The sequence below is a fragment of the Variovorax sp. P1_G12 genome (assembly GCF_056405555.1).
Map to the genome: position 1 here is coordinate 70,285 of NZ_JBFUBW010000017.1, position 14,534 is coordinate 84,818.

The following is a 14,534-nucleotide window of genomic DNA, read 5'->3' on the forward strand; positions in this document are numbered from 1 at the left end:
GACGCGCCCCCGCCAAGACTTTCCCAGTTCGCCCAACCCGTGATCCCCTATGCCCGAGCTTGAATATTCCGCGCAGACCGCAGCGGTTCGCAGCGTCCTTGCCACCCATGGGATTCGCCCTGCGTTGGCGCTGCTCAATGACAGGACGGACTACAGATACACGGCCATCTACAAGTTGAGCGGCGACGCGATGCGCGCGGAGCACGTCTTCGACCGCAATTCCGAATACCGCACCTGGTTGAAAGCGGTTCCTCTGGACAAGAGCTTTTGCAAGCACGCGATGGAACAGGGCGAATTCGTGACCGACCACGTCTCCAAGGACGAGGCCCTGATGAGCTACCGCCCCTATGTCGGTCTCGTCGAGTCGTACTACGGGCGGCTGCTGACGCGCGAGTGCGGGACGCCCTATGGCACGTTCATTCATTTCGACCTGGAACCCCGAAGCATCGCCGCGACGGAGATTTCTTTTCTCCAGGAAGTGACGCCGCTGTTTCTCGACTACCTGGACTGACTTGCGAATTCACGGGGGCCATGCGCTTTTTGGCTCCGCAGCGGAATGCCGCAGCAGGATCATTTCATCGGTTGGCGAATGACCGTTTTCCATTTCGCGGGATCGGCTCGCCGGATGTCGCTCAGGTAGATCTCGTGATGCTTGCCGGCCCGGCCACTTCGCGCATCGATGAAATCGTGCAGCCGCTCCACCGTGGGGCCTTCATCCGAGAAGGGTCCAAGATGCAGCACCTGGGCGCACGGGCCCTCCGGGAAGCGCTCCAGCCGTAGCTTGTCGATGGCCGGCAGTGCCTTCTTCCGTCGCACTTCGGCCATCGCCGCTTCGATGACTTCGTCGGCGACGAAGTCGGGCTGCATGATCATCATCGTCCAGTTCCATTGCTCCCTGTCGTTGGCGACGAAGGCGGACATGTCATCGGCCCACCAGAGCCCTTCGAGCGGCATGACGGCATAGTCGGTCGCCTGCGGCCCCTTCTTGACCATGAACTTGGCGGTGTAGGAGACGGAGAACAGGGCCTCGACGGCCTGCGCATACGCCTGCGACGTGCCGGGATCGCCCCGACCGTCGACCATGAGAAACCTGAAGCTCGGCACATCGACCTGCACCACCGCCTTGGCGGACGGTTGATAGAGATGCTTCAGTTGTTTCCTGAGATCGATCTTTTCCATGGGGGCTCCAGGCGACGGCCGGCCATCATGCCGGGCGCAGCGGCTTCGACGCCAGGTCAAGCCGCCGCAGAGTCATCAAACGGGCGTACCGAACAGGCGACCAACGCCTGCGGTAACCCCCATCGCCAGCGCTCCCCAAAAAGCAACGCGCCAAGCCCCCCGGAGAACGCCTGCCCCGCCTGCACGCGCGGCAATGGCGCCCAGCAACGCGAGGAAGGCCATCGAAGTGCCCGCCGCCCAGGGAATCAGGCTGCGTTCGGGCGCCAGCATCGCGACGACCAGCGGCAGCGCGGCACCCACCGCGAAGCTGGCGGCCGAGGCCAGGGCAGCCTGCACCGGATTCGCCCCGAGACCCGAGGAGATGCCGAGTTCGTCCCGTGCATGGGCACCCAGGGCATCGTGGTTCATCAGATCGACGGCCACCTGCCGCGCCAGGGCAGGCTCGAGCCCTCGCTTGACGTAGATGGCAGTCAGTTCGCGCTGCTCGGCGGCAGGGTCCGTATCCAGCTCCATGCGTTCGCGGGCCAGATCGGCCCGCTCGGTATCGGCCTGCGAGTAGACCGACACATATTCGCCCGCAGCCATCGACATGGCGCCAGCCACGAGGCCCGCCACACCGGTCATCACGACAGTGGCATGGCTCGCGCCGGCCGCCCCGACGCCGACGACGAGACTGGCCGTCGAAACGATGCCGTCGTTGGCACCGAGCACGGCGGCGCGCAGCCAGCCGATCCGATGATTGCGGTGACGTTCTGAATGGCGCGGCATGGTTCAAGTCTAAGCGAGTGAACTCGCCTCGCCGCGTTGGACGACGGCGCCGCGATCAGCCCAGCGCGAAGCCCTCGTAGCCCCGGCCGGCCACCGCCGCGCAGCGTTCCGCATAGGCCGGGAATCCGCCGGCCAGCGGCATGAACATGCGCGGCTTGCCCGGGATGTTCGCGCCCAGGTACCAGGAGTTGCAGCTCAGGAACACCGTGTGGGCAGCGATCGCGTTGACCTGCGCGACCCAGGCGCTCTCGGCCTCGCCGGTGGCCTCGATCGTGGCGTGGCCCTGTGCGTCGAGCCAGGCGATGCACTCGGCGATCCAGTCCACGTGGTGCTCGATCGAGAGGATGACGCTCGTGAAGGCCGCGGGGCTGCCCGCGCCGGCGATGTTGAACAGGTTCGGGAAGCCGGCCACCGTCAGGCCCAGGTAGTTCAGCGGCCCGTCGCGCCACTTGTCCTGGATGCGCAGGCCGCCGCGGCCGCGCAGGTCCATCCGCATCAGCGTGCCGGTGACGGCGTCGAAGCCGGTGGCCAGCACCAGCGTGTCGAAGGCGTGCTCGCGCCCGCCGGTGCGCAGTCCGCCCGGCGTGATGGCCTCGATCGGCTGCGCGCTGACGTCCACCAGGTGCACGTTCGGCCGGTTGAAGGTCTCGTAGTAGTCGTCGGCCACGCACATGCGCTTGCAGCCGATGGGCTGCTGCGGCGAGAGCAGCGCCGCCGTCGCCGGGTCGCGGACCTTCTCGCGGATCTTGCCGCGCACGAACTCGGCCGCCAGTGCGTTGGCCCGCAGATCCGTCATCAGGTCGGCGAAGGCACTGAGCATGGAGAACCCGCCGAAGCGCCAGCGGGCCTCGAACACCGCTGCGCGCTCTTCGGGACTCGCCGCCAGCGCCGAGTCCGGGTTCGAGGGCAGCTCGCAGCCGAAGCCGGTGCGCATCTGGCGGTTGCGGGCCCGGAAGCCCGGGTAGTCGGCCTTCACGCGGGCCTCGTGCGCCGGATCGAGCGGTCCGTTGTGGGCCGGCACCACGTAGGCGGCGGTACGCTGGAACACGGTCACCGACGCCGCCTGCTGCGCGATGCGCGGGATCACCTGGACCGCCGAGGAACCCGTGCCGATCACGCCCACACGGCGGCCGCCGAAATCGACCGGCGCATGCGGCCAGTCGGCCGTGTGCAGGACCGGCCCGGCGAAGGTCTCCAGGCCGGGAAAGGCGGGCGTGTTCGGTGTCGACAGCGGCCCGCTGGCCAGCACGACGAAACGCGCGTGCCAGGCCTGCGCCGCGCCATCGGCGCCGGTGCCGCCGATCTGCCAGCGCTGCCCGTCGTCGTCGAAGCGGGCCGACGTCACGCGCGTGTTCAGGCGGATGCCGCCGCGCAGGTCGAAGCGGTCCGCCACGTGGTTGGCGTAGCGCAGCAGTTCGGGCTGCGAGGCATAGCGCTCACTCCACTGCCATTCCTGCTGCAGGGCCTCGCTGAACGAGAACGAGTACTCCAGGCTCTGGATGTCGACGCGGGCACCGGGGTAGCGGTTGGCGTACCAGGTGCCGCCCACGCTGGGCGCGGCCTCGAGCACCAGCGCCGACAGGCCCATCGCGCGCGCCTTGCGCAGCATGCAGAGGCCACCGAAGCCGGCGCCGACGATCAGCAGGTCCAGCGCCTGCGGCGCATGCGATTCGGTGAAGCCTTGCGTGGTCATGCGGATCTCCAGTCCCGTGGGGCGTCGACGACTCCGGTGCCACCGGAACGAACTCCCCATGAGGCGATGGCCAGGCCCGCGCCAGTATGCTGCGCGGCCAAACGGCTGTCGAGGTCCGCCGGGCTCGCGACCGAAGCGATCGAAGTCAGCCGTCACAATCGCCATCCGGCGGCGGCAACCCTTGGCCCGCGAAGCCAGTCGATTTTCTTTCAGCGATCCATGTTCACCCTGACCCGCCTGACATTCCAACGCGCCAGGAAAGAGCGCCTGCCCCAGGTCGCCGGCAGCCTGACCTTCACGACCCTGCTGTCCATCGTGCCCTTGCTGGCCGCGAGCTTCGCGCTGTTCACGCACTTCCCGATCTTCAGGCGCTTCAAGGACGCGCTTCAGGAGATCCTGTTGAGCCGGCTGCTTCCGGCGGACATCGCGCGCACGGTGTTGAAGTACCTGAACCAGTTCGCCGCCAACGCCAGCGGCCTGACCTGGGTCGGCTCGCTGTTCCTGCTGGGCGCGGCCATCGCGATGCTGCTGACCGTGGAAAACGCACTGAACCAGATGTGGCAGGTCCGCAAGAATCGGCCGTTGTTCAGGCGGGTCGGCCTGTACCTGCTGATGCTGGCGGTCGGGCCGCCCGTGCTGGGTCTGAGCCTCTGGGCCACGTCCTACTTGCTGGGCAGTTCCATGGGGCTGATCGGCGCGCTGCCGCGATCACTCGCCTTCGTGCTCGACCTCGGGCCGTTCATGCTCGGCGTGATCGCGCTGACGAGCATGTTCTACCTCGTGCCGAACACCCAGGTACGGCTGCGCGACGCCATCGCGGGCGGCTTGATCGCCAGCGTGGCCTTCGAGCTGGGCAAGCGCGGCTTCACCGCCTACCTCGCCAAGGTGCCCACGTACAAGGCGCTGTACGGGGCGTTCGCCGCGCTCCCCATGTTCCTGCTATGGGTGTACTTCTCGTGGCTGGTCACGCTGGTCGCGGCCATGATGACGGCCAACCTGGCGCTCACCCGACGGCGGACGGGCGGCAAGGCTGCTCGGGCCTAGGCATTCATCACAGTGCGTGCAATGAGCCCCAGCTGAACCTCCGCCGCGCCGCCGAAGATGGTGTAGGCCCGGCTGTTGCAGTACTCCGGCACCAGCGTCGCCGTGGCGTTGCGGCCATCGGCGGGGTCGCTGCGCCAGCGCAGGCTGTCACCACCGAGGGCTTCCACGCCCAGTTCGCCGATCGCCTGCTTGAGCCGGCTGGCCCGCAGCTTGAGGATCGACGACACCGGTCCGGGGTTGGCGCCCGGCGCCAGGCCGCCCATGGTGCGCAGCTCCAGCCACTCGAAGGTGTCGACATCGGACGCCACCTCGCCGAAGCGGCGCAGCAATTCGTCGTTGACGGCACCGGGCACGCGCAGCGCCTCGGCCACACGCTTGAGCTGCAAACGCAGCCGCGGGCTGAAGATGCCGGCGCCGCGCTCGAACTCGAGCAGGTACTTGGCGCAATCCCAGCCCGCGTTCTCCTCCCCGATGCGGTCGGCCTGCGGCACCCGGACACCGTCGAAGTGCACCTCGTTCACCTCGTGGTCGCCGCCGATCGTGGCGATCGGCCGCACCGAGATGCCCGGCAGGTTCATGTCGACCAGCAGGAAACTGATGCCCTGCTGCTTCTTGCCTTCGGTGCTGGTTCGCACCAGCGCGAACATGCGGTTGGCCTTGTGCGCGTAGCTGGTCCAGATCTTGGTGCCGTCGAGCACATAGTCGCTGCCGTCCGCCCGCGCACTCAGCGACAGCGACGCGAGGTCCGACCCGGCATTCGGCTCCGAGAAGCCCTGGCACCAGTAGTCCTCGCTCGACAGGATGCGCGGCAGGTAGCGGCGCTTCTGCGCCTCGGTGCCGTAGCGCAGGATCACCGGCCCCACCAGGCGCACGCCCATCGGATGCACCAGCGGCGCGCCGGCCAGCGCGCATTCGGTCTCGAAGATGAAGCGCTGCAGTGCGCTCCAGCCGGTGCCGCCCCACGCCACGGGCCAGAGCGGCACGAGCCAGCCCTTGGCCTGCAGCGCCTTCTGCCACGGCGTCGAGACTTCGGGCGCCGGGTACATCGACGTGGTGCTGCGCTGTCCGTCCCGCAGGGCAGCCGTCAGGTTGGCGGCGAGAAAGTCGCGCACTTCTTCGCGAAAGGCCCGGTCGGCGGGTTCGAGTTCGAGATTCATGCGCTGTGTCCTTCCATCGTCGTCGCGCGATCGTGAAGCGTCTGGCTGCAGCCGAAGGCACCGTTGGCCATGAGTTCCCGACCGTGCCGCAACGCATGCGACGCCGCATCGCCACCCTGCTGCCCGAAGGCCAGAAGCAGCCGGAAGGTCGCGGCGATCGGCAGCTCCTCGCACACGCCCATCGCGCCGTGCAGCTGCACCGCCTCCTGCGCGACGAAGCGGGCGGCGCGGCCGACCTTGTTCTTCACCAGGGCCGCCAGCTCGGGGCCCGCGTCGGGCGACAGCGCGAGCCGCATCGATGCCAGCTCGCAGACCGCTTGCGCCTCCGCACAGTGCACCGCCATCTCAGCCAGCCGATGCTGCACCACCTGGAACTGCGACAGGCTCTGGCCGAACTGCCTGCGTTGCTGCGTATGCGCGGTGGTCTGCGCCAGCGCTGCCTGCATGGCGCCCGTGGCCTCCCAGCCGAGCGCGACCAGGCCTTCGGCCAGCACCCGGTTCAGCCGCACATCCATGTCGCTTTCGCGCTCGTCGCCCAGCAGGATCGCCGGCGTGCCGGCGAAGACGATGTCGGCCGCGCGTCCGCCCGCGCTGGTGTCGTAGGCGTCCGCCTGCACCCCGTCCGCGGGCGGGTCGACCATGAACAGCCGCGTGCCGCCATCGACCGTCGCCGAGACGATCCAGCCCGCAGCGCCGGGCGCAGCCATCGATTGGCGCTTTGCACCGTCGAGGCGCCAGCCGGACGCGGTCCGCACCGCCGTCGTGCGACGCGGCGCCCAGGGCAGCCGATCGCCAGGCTCGGCGTGCGCCAGGGCCAGCCGTCGCTCGCCCGCCATGAGCGGCGGCAGCGATTCGGCTTGCTGTGCCGCCGTGCCCGCGAGGGCCAGGAGCCGCGCGGCCTGCAGCACGCACGCATGCCACGGCTCGACCACCAGGTGCCGGCCGAAGGCCTGCATCAGCAAGCCCGCCTCGAGCGGCCCCAGGCCCAGCCCGCCGGCGCCTTCCGGAATCGGCAGGCCCAGCCAACCCATCTCCGCGAACGCAGCCCAGGCCACGGGCGAGCCGCCGTCGCGATGCAGGCCGGCCTCGCGCTGGCGGAAGTCGTATCGGCCAGCCAGCCAGTCGAGCGCGCTGGACTGGATCAGCGTCTGTTCTTCGGTGAGCGCGAGCCTCATTCGACGCGCTCCGTTTCGCAAGACCCCTGCATCAGTCGGCCTTGATCCTGGCGCTGGCGATCACGCGCGCCCACTGGTCGATGTCGCGGCGCAGGAAGCTCGCGAACTCGGCGGGCGTGTTGCCGATGATGTCCAGCCCCCAGCCCTTGAAGCGCTCGCGCAGCTCGGGCTCTTTCAGGACTTCGACGATCTCGCGATGGAGGCGGTCGATCACCGGCTGGGGCGTGCCGGCCGGCGCCACCAGGCCCAGCCAGGGCATCGCCTCGTAGCCGGGCAGGCCGGATTCGGCGACGGTCGGCAGTTCGGGAATCGACTGCGAGCGCTTGACCGTCGTCACCGCCAGCGCACGCAGCTTGCCGGACCTGATGAACGGCCCCGAGGAGCCGAGCGCATCGATCATGACGCCGACCTGGCCGCCCACCACATCGGTCAACGCCGGGCCGCTGCCCTTGTACGGAATGTGCACCATGAAAGTCTCGGCCATGCTCTTGAAGAGCTCGCCTTCGAGATGGGTGGAGGTGCCCATGCCCGTCGAAGCGTAGTTGAGCTTGCCGGGGTTCTGCTTCGCGTACGCCACGAGCTCGGCCACCGACTTGACCGGAAGCTGCGGGTTGACCACGAGCACGTGCACCACGGACGCGACCTGCGTCACGGGCGCGAAGCTCTTGATGGCGTCGTAGCCGACCTTGTCGTAGAGCAGCGGCGCGGTGCCGAGCGACGAGGCGGCCAGCAGCAGCGTGTAGCCGTCGGCAGGCGCACGCGCGACGTAGTCGGACGCCAGCACCGTGCCGGCGCCCGGCTTGTTGTCGACGATGACCGGCTGGCCCAGGCGCGGCGAGAGCTTCTCGGCGAGCGCGCGCGCCAGGAGGTCGGTCACGCCGCCGGGCGGGAACGGCAGCACCATGCGGATCGGCTTGTCGGGATAGGCCTGCGCGAGCGCGGCCGCCGGCGCCAGCAGCGATGCCGCGACGGCCAGCACCGCGGCGGACACGGTCTTCATCAAGGACGTTTTCATCGGGGGTCTCCTGGAGTGATTTTCAAAGAGCGGGGCGAACCAGCACCAGCGCATCGAGCGCCACCGCACCGGCGCCACGCGCGCGCACCTGCAGCGGATTGATCTCGACCTCCTCGGCCTGCGCACCGAGCGCCGTGGCGGCATCGGACAGCGCGGCGATGCCGGCGCAGGCGGCCTCGACGTCGGCCAGCGGCCGGCCGCGAAAGCCGTCGAGCAGCGGCCAGGCCTTCAGCGAGCGCAGCATGTCGCCGACCATGGCCGCGTCGACCGGCAGCAGCCGGTGGCTGGCATCGCGGTAGAGCTCGGTCAGCACGCCGCCGAGTCCGACCGTGAGCGCGGGGCCGAAGACCGGATCGTGGGTGACGCCCGCGATCAGTTCGGCCACGCCGCCGCGCGCCATCGGCTGCACCAGCAGGCCGTCGATGCGCGCGGACGGGTCGTACGCTTGCGCGGCGGCGAGCACCTCGGCGCAGGCCGTGCGCAGCGAGGCCGCATCGCCGATGTCCAGGCGCACGCCGCCGGCCTCGGTCTTGTGGGCGATGTCGGCGCTGAGGATCTTCAGGGCCACCGGCCAGCCGATCTGCCCGGCCGCCCGCACGGCAGCGTCGGCATCGGCGCAGACATGCTCCGGCAGCGAAGGCACGCCGTAGCGCGCGAGCAGCGCCTTCGTGTCGTGCTCGTTGAGCCGGGCGGGCAGCGCCGGCGCGGCGTCGTGCCGCGGCGGTGCGGCGCGCAAGGCGGCCCAGCGCGCCACGGCCGGACGGCGCGCCAGCCACAGGCAGTACGGCGCCAGCGCCTGCGTGGCGCGGCCGAGGTCGTCGAACACCGGCACGCCGGCATCGGCCAGCCGCGCGCGGCACTGCGCGGCGCCCGTGTCGATGGCGACGAACAGCCGCGGGAAGCGCGCGCAGACGTCGACCAGCGTGTCGGCCATGCGGTCGAGCAGGTAGCCCGGCGCATAGACGATCACGGTGTCGATCGCGTCGCTTTCCGCCAGCGCGGTGAAGATGGTCCGCACGAAGTCGGGCTGGTTCACCACGTTGCCGGTCACATCGACCGGGTTCGACACCATGCCGTAGTCGGGGATGCCGTCGCGCAGCGCCTGCTGCAGCGCGGGCGGCAGCGTCGGCACGTCCAGGCCCGCGCCGATCAGCTTGTCGGCCAGGATGGCGCCCAGCGCGCCCGACATCGTCACGATGGCGACGCGGCGGCCGCCCTCGCGTCGGCGGAAGCCGCTGAGGTAGGCCAGGTCGGCCATCTGCGCGAAGTCGGTGCCGCGGATCACGTTGAGCTGCTCGAAGCCCGCCTGGTAGAGCGCCAGGTCGCCGGCCAGCGCCGAGGTGTGCGAGCGCACCGCCTCCGAGCCCTTCTCGGTTTCGCCCGCCTTGTAGATCACCAGCGGCTTGCCCTGCGCGGCCAGAGACAGCGCGGCATCGATGAAGCGCCGGCCGTTGCGCAACTGCTCGACGTAGCCGATCACGCAATCGGTCTCCGGGTCCTGCGCCAGGAATTCGAGGTACTCGGCAAACTCCAGCGTGGCCTCGTTGCCGGTGTTGATGAACTGGCTGACCGGCACGCCGAGCCGCCGGATCAGCGCGAACACCGCCGAGCAGACATTGCCGCTCTGCGTGAGCACGCTCACCCGGCCGGGCTGCGTTTGCGGCGGCACGTTGCGGAACACCGAGGCGAAGGCCGTGTGCGCCTGCAGGTTCAGGTTGGCGAAGCCCATGCAGTTGGGGCCGGCCACCACCATCCCGCTGCGCGCGACGAAGTCCTCCAGCGTGCGCTGCAGGGCTTCCCCGGCCGCGCCCGCCTCGGCGAAGCCGGCCGCGTAGACGATGGCGGCCGGAATGCCCCTGGCGTGGCAGCGCTCGAGCATGGCGGTGACGTCTTCCGCGCCGATGGCCAGCACGACCAGGTCGGGCGTCTCGGGCAACGATTCGATGTCGGGATAGCAGGTGTAGCCGAAGACCTCCTGGTACTTGGGGTTGACCGGGAACACCTGGCCCGCATAGCCGAAATGACGCAGCAGATCGAGCGGCATGCCGCCGATCCGGCCGGCCTGGTTGCTGGCGCCGACCATGGCGATCGAGCGCGGCTGAAGCAGCGGGCCAAGTCGGTGACGCGAGTGAACGCTCATGCCCGCGCTCCCTTGATGATCGCGTTGGCCAGGCCCGCTTCCTTGGTCTGCCGGTACTCCTCGCTCACATGGCTGAGCTGGTGCACGTCGAAATGCGCCGACAGTGCGTGGCGCATGCCCTGCACGTCCACCGAGCGGTTGAGCGACTTCTTCAGGATCTGCAGCGCGAAGGGCGGGGCCTTGGCAATGCGCTGGGCCAGCGCCATCGTCTCCTCGTCCAGGCGGTCGTTGGCAGCCACCCGGTTCACCATGCCGAGCGCCTTGGCCTCCGCCGCCGACAGGCGCTCGCCGGTGAAGAGCAGTTCCTTCGCCTGGCGCAAGCCCAGGACCCAGGGATGGATCAGCACTTCCGTCGCCGCCGCGCCCATGGTGTGCGTCACCGGGTCCGAGAAGAAGGCGTCCTCCGACGCGACCATGAGGTCGCACATGTTGGCCAGCATGAAGCCCGCCGCCACGCAGGCGCCCTGCACCTGCGCGATGGTTGGCTTGGGGAAGTCCCAGATGCGCATGCAGTAGTTGAAGTAGCGCTGCTCCTCATAGGCCCAGCGTTCCTCCACCGTGAACTCGGCGCGCTCCGCCTGCGCCTGCTTCAGGTCGTGACCGGCCGAGAAATGCGCGCCCTTGGCGGCAAGCACCACCACGCGGGTGGCCTCGTCGGTGCGCGCGGACTCGAAGGCAGCGTCGAGTTGGTCGAGCATCTGCTGGCTCTGGGCGTTGCGCGCCTGCGGGCGATTGAGCCAGATGCGGCGCACCGCGCCGGTCTGCTCGATCAGGAGAAGGGGTTCAGTCATCGAAGTTCCTGCGTACGGGGAAGCGCCGATGGTCGGACGGGTATGCTCATCCTGCGATCAACAACTGCGAGAAATCCCACATCGTGAGCAAACCTATGGAAACCCCGGGGGCCCAGAACATGCGGCGTTCGCTCCAGGTCCTGCGGGTGCTGGGCGCGCACCACGAGGAAGGCCTGGCGGTGAACGAAGTGGTCGCCCTCACGCAGCTCGAGCGATCGACGGCGCACCGCCTGCTCACCTGCCTGGTCGAGGAACAGTTCGCCGAGCGCGACGCCGCCACGCGCCGCTATCGGCTCGGCCTCGAGGCGATGCGCCTGGGCTTCGCGTCGCTCAAGCGCGCGCCGCTGCTGGGGTCGTACCAGCCGATGCTGCAGCGCCTGGCACGCATCTCCGAAGACACCGTGTTCCTGCTGGCGCGCCAGGGCGACTACACCGTCTGCCTCGCGCGCGAGGACGGCGCCTTCCCGGTGAAGATCTTCAGCACCCGCGTCGGTGACATCCGCCCCCTGGGCATCGGCGTGGGCGGGCTGGCGATGCTGTCGGCCGCGCCCGACGACGAGATCGCGCGAATCCGCACCCAGCACGCGCCGGCCTTCGATGCCGCGGGGCTGACCCCGTCGCAGATCAGCAAGGTGATCGCGCGCACGCGCCGGACCGGCTACGCGGAGTTGGTGGACACCGTGACGCAGGGCGTGGGCGGCGTCGGCGCGGTGATTCCGAATGCGGGCGCGCCTTTCGCCGCCATCTCGATTGCGGCGATCAAGCCGCGCATGGGCGCGGCGCGGCGCGCCGAGTTGGGGCAGTTGCTGGTGAGCACCCTCGACGGCGGCGGCGGCTGAACGCACGGCCGACGAATCCTGTCGATCTGCGAACCGGACCGAGCGCGGCAGGCCCGCGCCTGCTGCGGGTAATCTCTGTCTCGATGAGCCCCTCAGAACCTCGCCCCGCATCCGTCTGGAATCGCTTCTGGTCCCCGAAGAGCTTCCTCGAGCAGGCTGCGCCCGAGGCGTCCGCGGAAGAGGCCGAAGCCATCGCACGAAGGAACGACGTCTGGCTCAAGACCTACATGGACCTGTACATCCTCAGGTGGGGCGGGCTGTGGGCGGCTTCGCTGGCGGTGGCGCTTCTCATGGCGGAAGTGGCGGGCCTCCTGTTCGCGCTCGCCCTGGCGGCGAACCTGGCGGCTCTCGTCGGCCTGGTCGCCATGGTCCTGATCTATCGCCGGGCGTCGAGGGCCGTTCGAGATCAGACCCGGAACAATGGCAGGCGATGACGCGTCGGCTCGACACTCAAGGCAGTGCAGGGGCCACCCAGCGCATCGCCACCCCGTAGGCCAGGGCACCCACCAGCGTGGGCCATGCGATGCCCCCGATCCAGCGCTTGCTCGCAGCGACCGCCGCCAGCGCGAGGATCAGCCCGGCGGCTCGCGCCGGTGCCAGCGCCTGCGGGAAATAGCCAGCCAGCGAGACCGCGAGCAATGCGGCGATGGCCGCCGGCCCCACTCCTTCGAAGAGCCGGCGCCATCTCCCGGCGCGGGTCGACGCACGGTCGGCCGCGCGGCGCGCATGCCATAGCGGCAGCCAGCGCAGCAGGAAGGTGCCAAGGCCGCACAGAAGAATGATCGTGACGACGGACCTGTTCATGCCCTTGGCCTCGCAATGGCATTGGCCAGCGCGCCGGCCACGATGCCCAGCGCGAGGGCATGGTGGGCCGGCAACACCGCCAGCAAGACTGCGGCCGACGCTGCGGCGACGAGGATCGGCATCTTCCAGCGCGCGACGCCGATTTCGAGCAGCAGCGAAAGGAACAAGGCCGGCAGCACGAAGCCGAGCGCATCACGCGCAAAGTCGGGCAACAGGTCGATCCGGCCCGACAGGCGCGTCCCCAGCCAGGTGCCGAGCAACCAGGCGCTGTAGGCCCCCAGTTGCAGCCCGACCAGCCACGTCTCGCGCTCCGCCGCAGGCACGCGGTCGACCTTGCTCAAGGCGGTCGCGAAGACTTCGTCGGTCAACCCGAATGCCAACAATGGAGCAGGCAGCGGCGCCGTCCGCGCCGGCAATCGATTCACCAGCGCGGGTCCATAGAACAGATGGCGCGCATTCATCAACAGCACCGTGGGAACCGCAGTCCACCACGCGGCGCCCGAGACCAGCAGCGCGATCAACAGGAACTGGCTGGCCCCCGCGAACACGGCCGCCGAGATCAGCAGCGTGGCATTCGGCGACAGGCCGGCCTCGACCGCAGCCAGACCGAATGAGAAGGCGATGGGCAGATAGCCGACGGCGATGGAGAGGCTGGCGACGAGGCCTCGCAGAAGGGCGCGGATCACATCAGGCATCAAAGAGGAAGTGGCCGGCGAAACGCGAGCACATGGGTGCCCCCACCCCAGTGATCGGCTCGCACGGTGGCGAACACGCGGCGATGCGGTGGCTGCGGATACTCCGGCCCAAGGCATTGATTGCACTCATGACACTCCCTTCGAGCTGCGCCCTTGTTTGTTCTCTTATAGAACGGCCTTGTTCGCCATGCAATCCGGCACGACGATGCAGCGCCTCCAAGGAGCTTTTCGCGGAGGGTTCTGACTCGCGAATCAGCGCATTCACGCGCAAGGCCAGGCGGCTCGCCAACGCATCAATTGGCGGGAGCGAGCTCGATCACCTGCCAGGCCCCGTTCGGAGCTCGAGGGCGCGCGTCAGCCGTTGGGGTACGCCTGGGCGATCAGCTTCGCGCGAAGGGTGGCCCACTGAGCGTACATGTCGTGCACCAGGTAGAGATCCCGGCGGCGGGTCCACGGCTGGCCCGACTGGGGGTCATACGTGCCCGGCATCGGGATTCCCGCGGGGGCGAACGCGGCGATGCCGCGATCGCGCGTGGTCTGCACGCAGCGCTTGATGTGATCGCGGAAACCAACGACCGCGGCGGTGCCGATGCCACCGGGAAGCTTGGCACGGGCCGCGAGGACCTGGGCGGCCACGCCGTCGGTGCTCAGGTAGGTGATCGTGCCGTCCGCGGCGATGACCGGCTCGACGGACGTCAGGTTGGAGATGCCGTACTTCGACTTCAGCCAGCGGGCGATTTCCCACTGCGCGTACACATGAACCTGGCGCCGCGCCAGGACCGCGGCCACGGCATCTGCCAGCGCTTCGTTCGTCGGGCCCGGGTCCGCGAGCACCTTCGACGGGTCGCCGCCACCGGCGGGCAGCCGGTTGCCGAACGCGTAGGCGACGATGAAGTCCAGCTGCGCCACGGGAGCAGTGTCCGGCTGCCAGTCGAACCCGACGTCCTCGATGTGTGGGACGAGGGTGCGCGCACTGGCGCTGTCGTCAATCTCCTTCGACAACGCGGCCAGCATGTGCTGCTGAAGTCCGTCCTTGGCCAATGGGCGTTCCGCCCGCGCGGACGCCGAGCCGACGATGGCGGGCAGGACAATGCCGGTGGTCACGGCGGTTGCTAAATCACGGCGACGCATGGATACCCCTCTTTTCTTTGCTACACGGTGGCTGAAAGGGGTGAAGTCTGCAGTGCAGTTGTGACAACACTGTGGAACGGCCTGCCGCTGGACCGCAAGGCGA

15 protein-coding genes are annotated in these 14,534 nt (G+C 69.1%); 4 read left to right on the forward strand and 11 right to left on the reverse strand.

Features of this window, described 5'->3' with window-relative positions; all coding sequences use genetic code 11:
- Nucleotides 1–49 precede the first annotated feature (49 nt).
- Nucleotides 50–511, forward strand: coding sequence for a hypothetical protein (locus AC1D2O_RS20200; RefSeq protein WP_478087497.1), 462 nt, complete (start codon nucleotides 50–52; stop codon nucleotides 509–511).
- Nucleotides 512–570: 59 nt separating this feature from the next.
- Here the strand turns inward: AC1D2O_RS20200 and AC1D2O_RS20205 are convergent, their stop codons facing one another.
- From AC1D2O_RS20205 to AC1D2O_RS20215, 3 genes are all read right to left on the reverse strand, one after another.
- A complete protein-coding gene (locus AC1D2O_RS20205; protein ID WP_478087499.1) occupies nucleotides 571–1,179 on the reverse strand; it encodes a GyrI-like domain-containing protein in 609 nt (202 codons plus the stop codon).
- 75 nt (nucleotides 1,180–1,254) lie between these two features.
- Nucleotides 1,255–1,947 (reverse strand): VIT1/CCC1 transporter family protein, encoded by a 693-nt coding sequence (locus AC1D2O_RS20210; protein WP_478087501.1) that lies wholly within the window; start codon nucleotides 1,945–1,947, stop codon nucleotides 1,255–1,257.
- A 55-nt stretch (nucleotides 1,948–2,002) separates the two neighbouring features.
- A complete protein-coding gene (locus AC1D2O_RS20215) occupies nucleotides 2,003–3,640 on the reverse strand; it encodes a flavin-containing monooxygenase (protein WP_478087502.1) in 1,638 nt (545 codons plus the stop codon).
- 219 nt (nucleotides 3,641–3,859) lie between these two features.
- On the opposite strand from AC1D2O_RS20215, the gene AC1D2O_RS20220 reads away from it, so the two are divergent.
- Nucleotides 3,860–4,684: a YihY family inner membrane protein gene (locus AC1D2O_RS20220; RefSeq protein ID WP_478087504.1), complete on the forward strand. Its 825-nt coding sequence runs from the start codon at nucleotides 3,860–3,862 to the stop codon at nucleotides 4,682–4,684.
- Here the strand turns inward: AC1D2O_RS20220 and AC1D2O_RS20225 are convergent.
- Genes AC1D2O_RS20225 through AC1D2O_RS20245 form a run of 5 tightly spaced genes read right to left on the reverse strand, consistent with a single transcriptional unit; the run spans nucleotide 4,681 to nucleotide 10,962 of the window.
- Nucleotides 4,681–5,841, reverse strand: coding sequence for an acyl-CoA dehydrogenase family protein (locus tag AC1D2O_RS20225; protein ID WP_478087505.1), 1,161 nt, complete (start codon nucleotides 5,839–5,841; stop codon nucleotides 4,681–4,683). The two genes, AC1D2O_RS20220 and AC1D2O_RS20225, sit on opposite strands and share 4 nt — an antisense overlap.
- Nucleotides 5,838–7,016: an acyl-CoA dehydrogenase family protein gene (locus tag AC1D2O_RS20230; protein ID WP_478087507.1), complete on the reverse strand. Its 1,179-nt coding sequence runs from the start codon at nucleotides 7,014–7,016 to the stop codon at nucleotides 5,838–5,840. Before AC1D2O_RS20230 ends, AC1D2O_RS20225 begins: the two co-directional genes overlap by 4 nt.
- Nucleotides 7,017–7,047: 31 nt before the next feature.
- Complete coding sequence (locus tag AC1D2O_RS20235; protein WP_478087508.1) at nucleotides 7,048–8,031, reverse strand: tripartite tricarboxylate transporter substrate binding protein; 984 nt, start codon at nucleotides 8,029–8,031, stop codon at nucleotides 7,048–7,050.
- A gap of 22 nt (nucleotides 8,032–8,053) precedes the next feature.
- Nucleotides 8,054–10,171, reverse strand: coding sequence for an acetate--CoA ligase family protein (locus tag AC1D2O_RS20240; protein WP_478157793.1), 2,118 nt, complete (start codon nucleotides 10,169–10,171; stop codon nucleotides 8,054–8,056).
- Complete coding sequence (locus tag AC1D2O_RS20245) at nucleotides 10,168–10,962, reverse strand: enoyl-CoA hydratase (protein ID WP_478089543.1); 795 nt, start codon at nucleotides 10,960–10,962, stop codon at nucleotides 10,168–10,170. The genes AC1D2O_RS20240 and AC1D2O_RS20245 overlap by 4 nt, the downstream gene beginning before the upstream one ends.
- Before the next feature lie 83 nt (nucleotides 10,963–11,045).
- Here AC1D2O_RS20245 and AC1D2O_RS20250 point away from each other — a divergent pair, with 83 nt between their 5' ends.
- Nucleotides 11,046–11,801, forward strand: a complete 756-nt coding sequence (locus tag AC1D2O_RS20250; protein ID WP_478089542.1) for an IclR family transcriptional regulator — start codon at nucleotides 11,046–11,048, stop codon at nucleotides 11,799–11,801.
- Nucleotides 11,802–11,884: 83 nt separating this feature from the next.
- Nucleotides 11,885–12,235 carry a hypothetical protein gene (locus tag AC1D2O_RS20255; RefSeq protein WP_478089541.1) on the forward strand — a complete coding sequence of 117 codons (351 nt, stop codon included), beginning with the start codon at nucleotides 11,885–11,887 and terminating at the stop codon, nucleotides 12,233–12,235.
- Between the two features lie 16 nt (nucleotides 12,236–12,251).
- Here the strand turns inward: AC1D2O_RS20255 and AC1D2O_RS20260 are convergent, their stop codons facing one another.
- From AC1D2O_RS20260 to AC1D2O_RS20270, 3 genes are all read right to left on the reverse strand, one after another.
- Nucleotides 12,252–12,605 carry an AzlD domain-containing protein gene (locus AC1D2O_RS20260; protein ID WP_478089540.1) on the reverse strand — a complete coding sequence of 118 codons (354 nt, stop codon included), beginning with the start codon at nucleotides 12,603–12,605 and terminating at the stop codon, nucleotides 12,252–12,254.
- Complete coding sequence (locus AC1D2O_RS20265; protein WP_478157794.1) at nucleotides 12,602–13,291, reverse strand: AzlC family ABC transporter permease; 690 nt, start codon at nucleotides 13,289–13,291, stop codon at nucleotides 12,602–12,604. The genes AC1D2O_RS20260 and AC1D2O_RS20265 overlap by 4 nt, the downstream gene beginning before the upstream one ends.
- Nucleotides 13,292–13,654: 363 nt before the next feature.
- Complete coding sequence (locus tag AC1D2O_RS20270) at nucleotides 13,655–14,404, reverse strand: hypothetical protein (RefSeq protein ID WP_478089538.1); 750 nt, start codon at nucleotides 14,402–14,404, stop codon at nucleotides 13,655–13,657.
- Nucleotides 14,405–14,534: the final 130 nt, after the last annotated feature.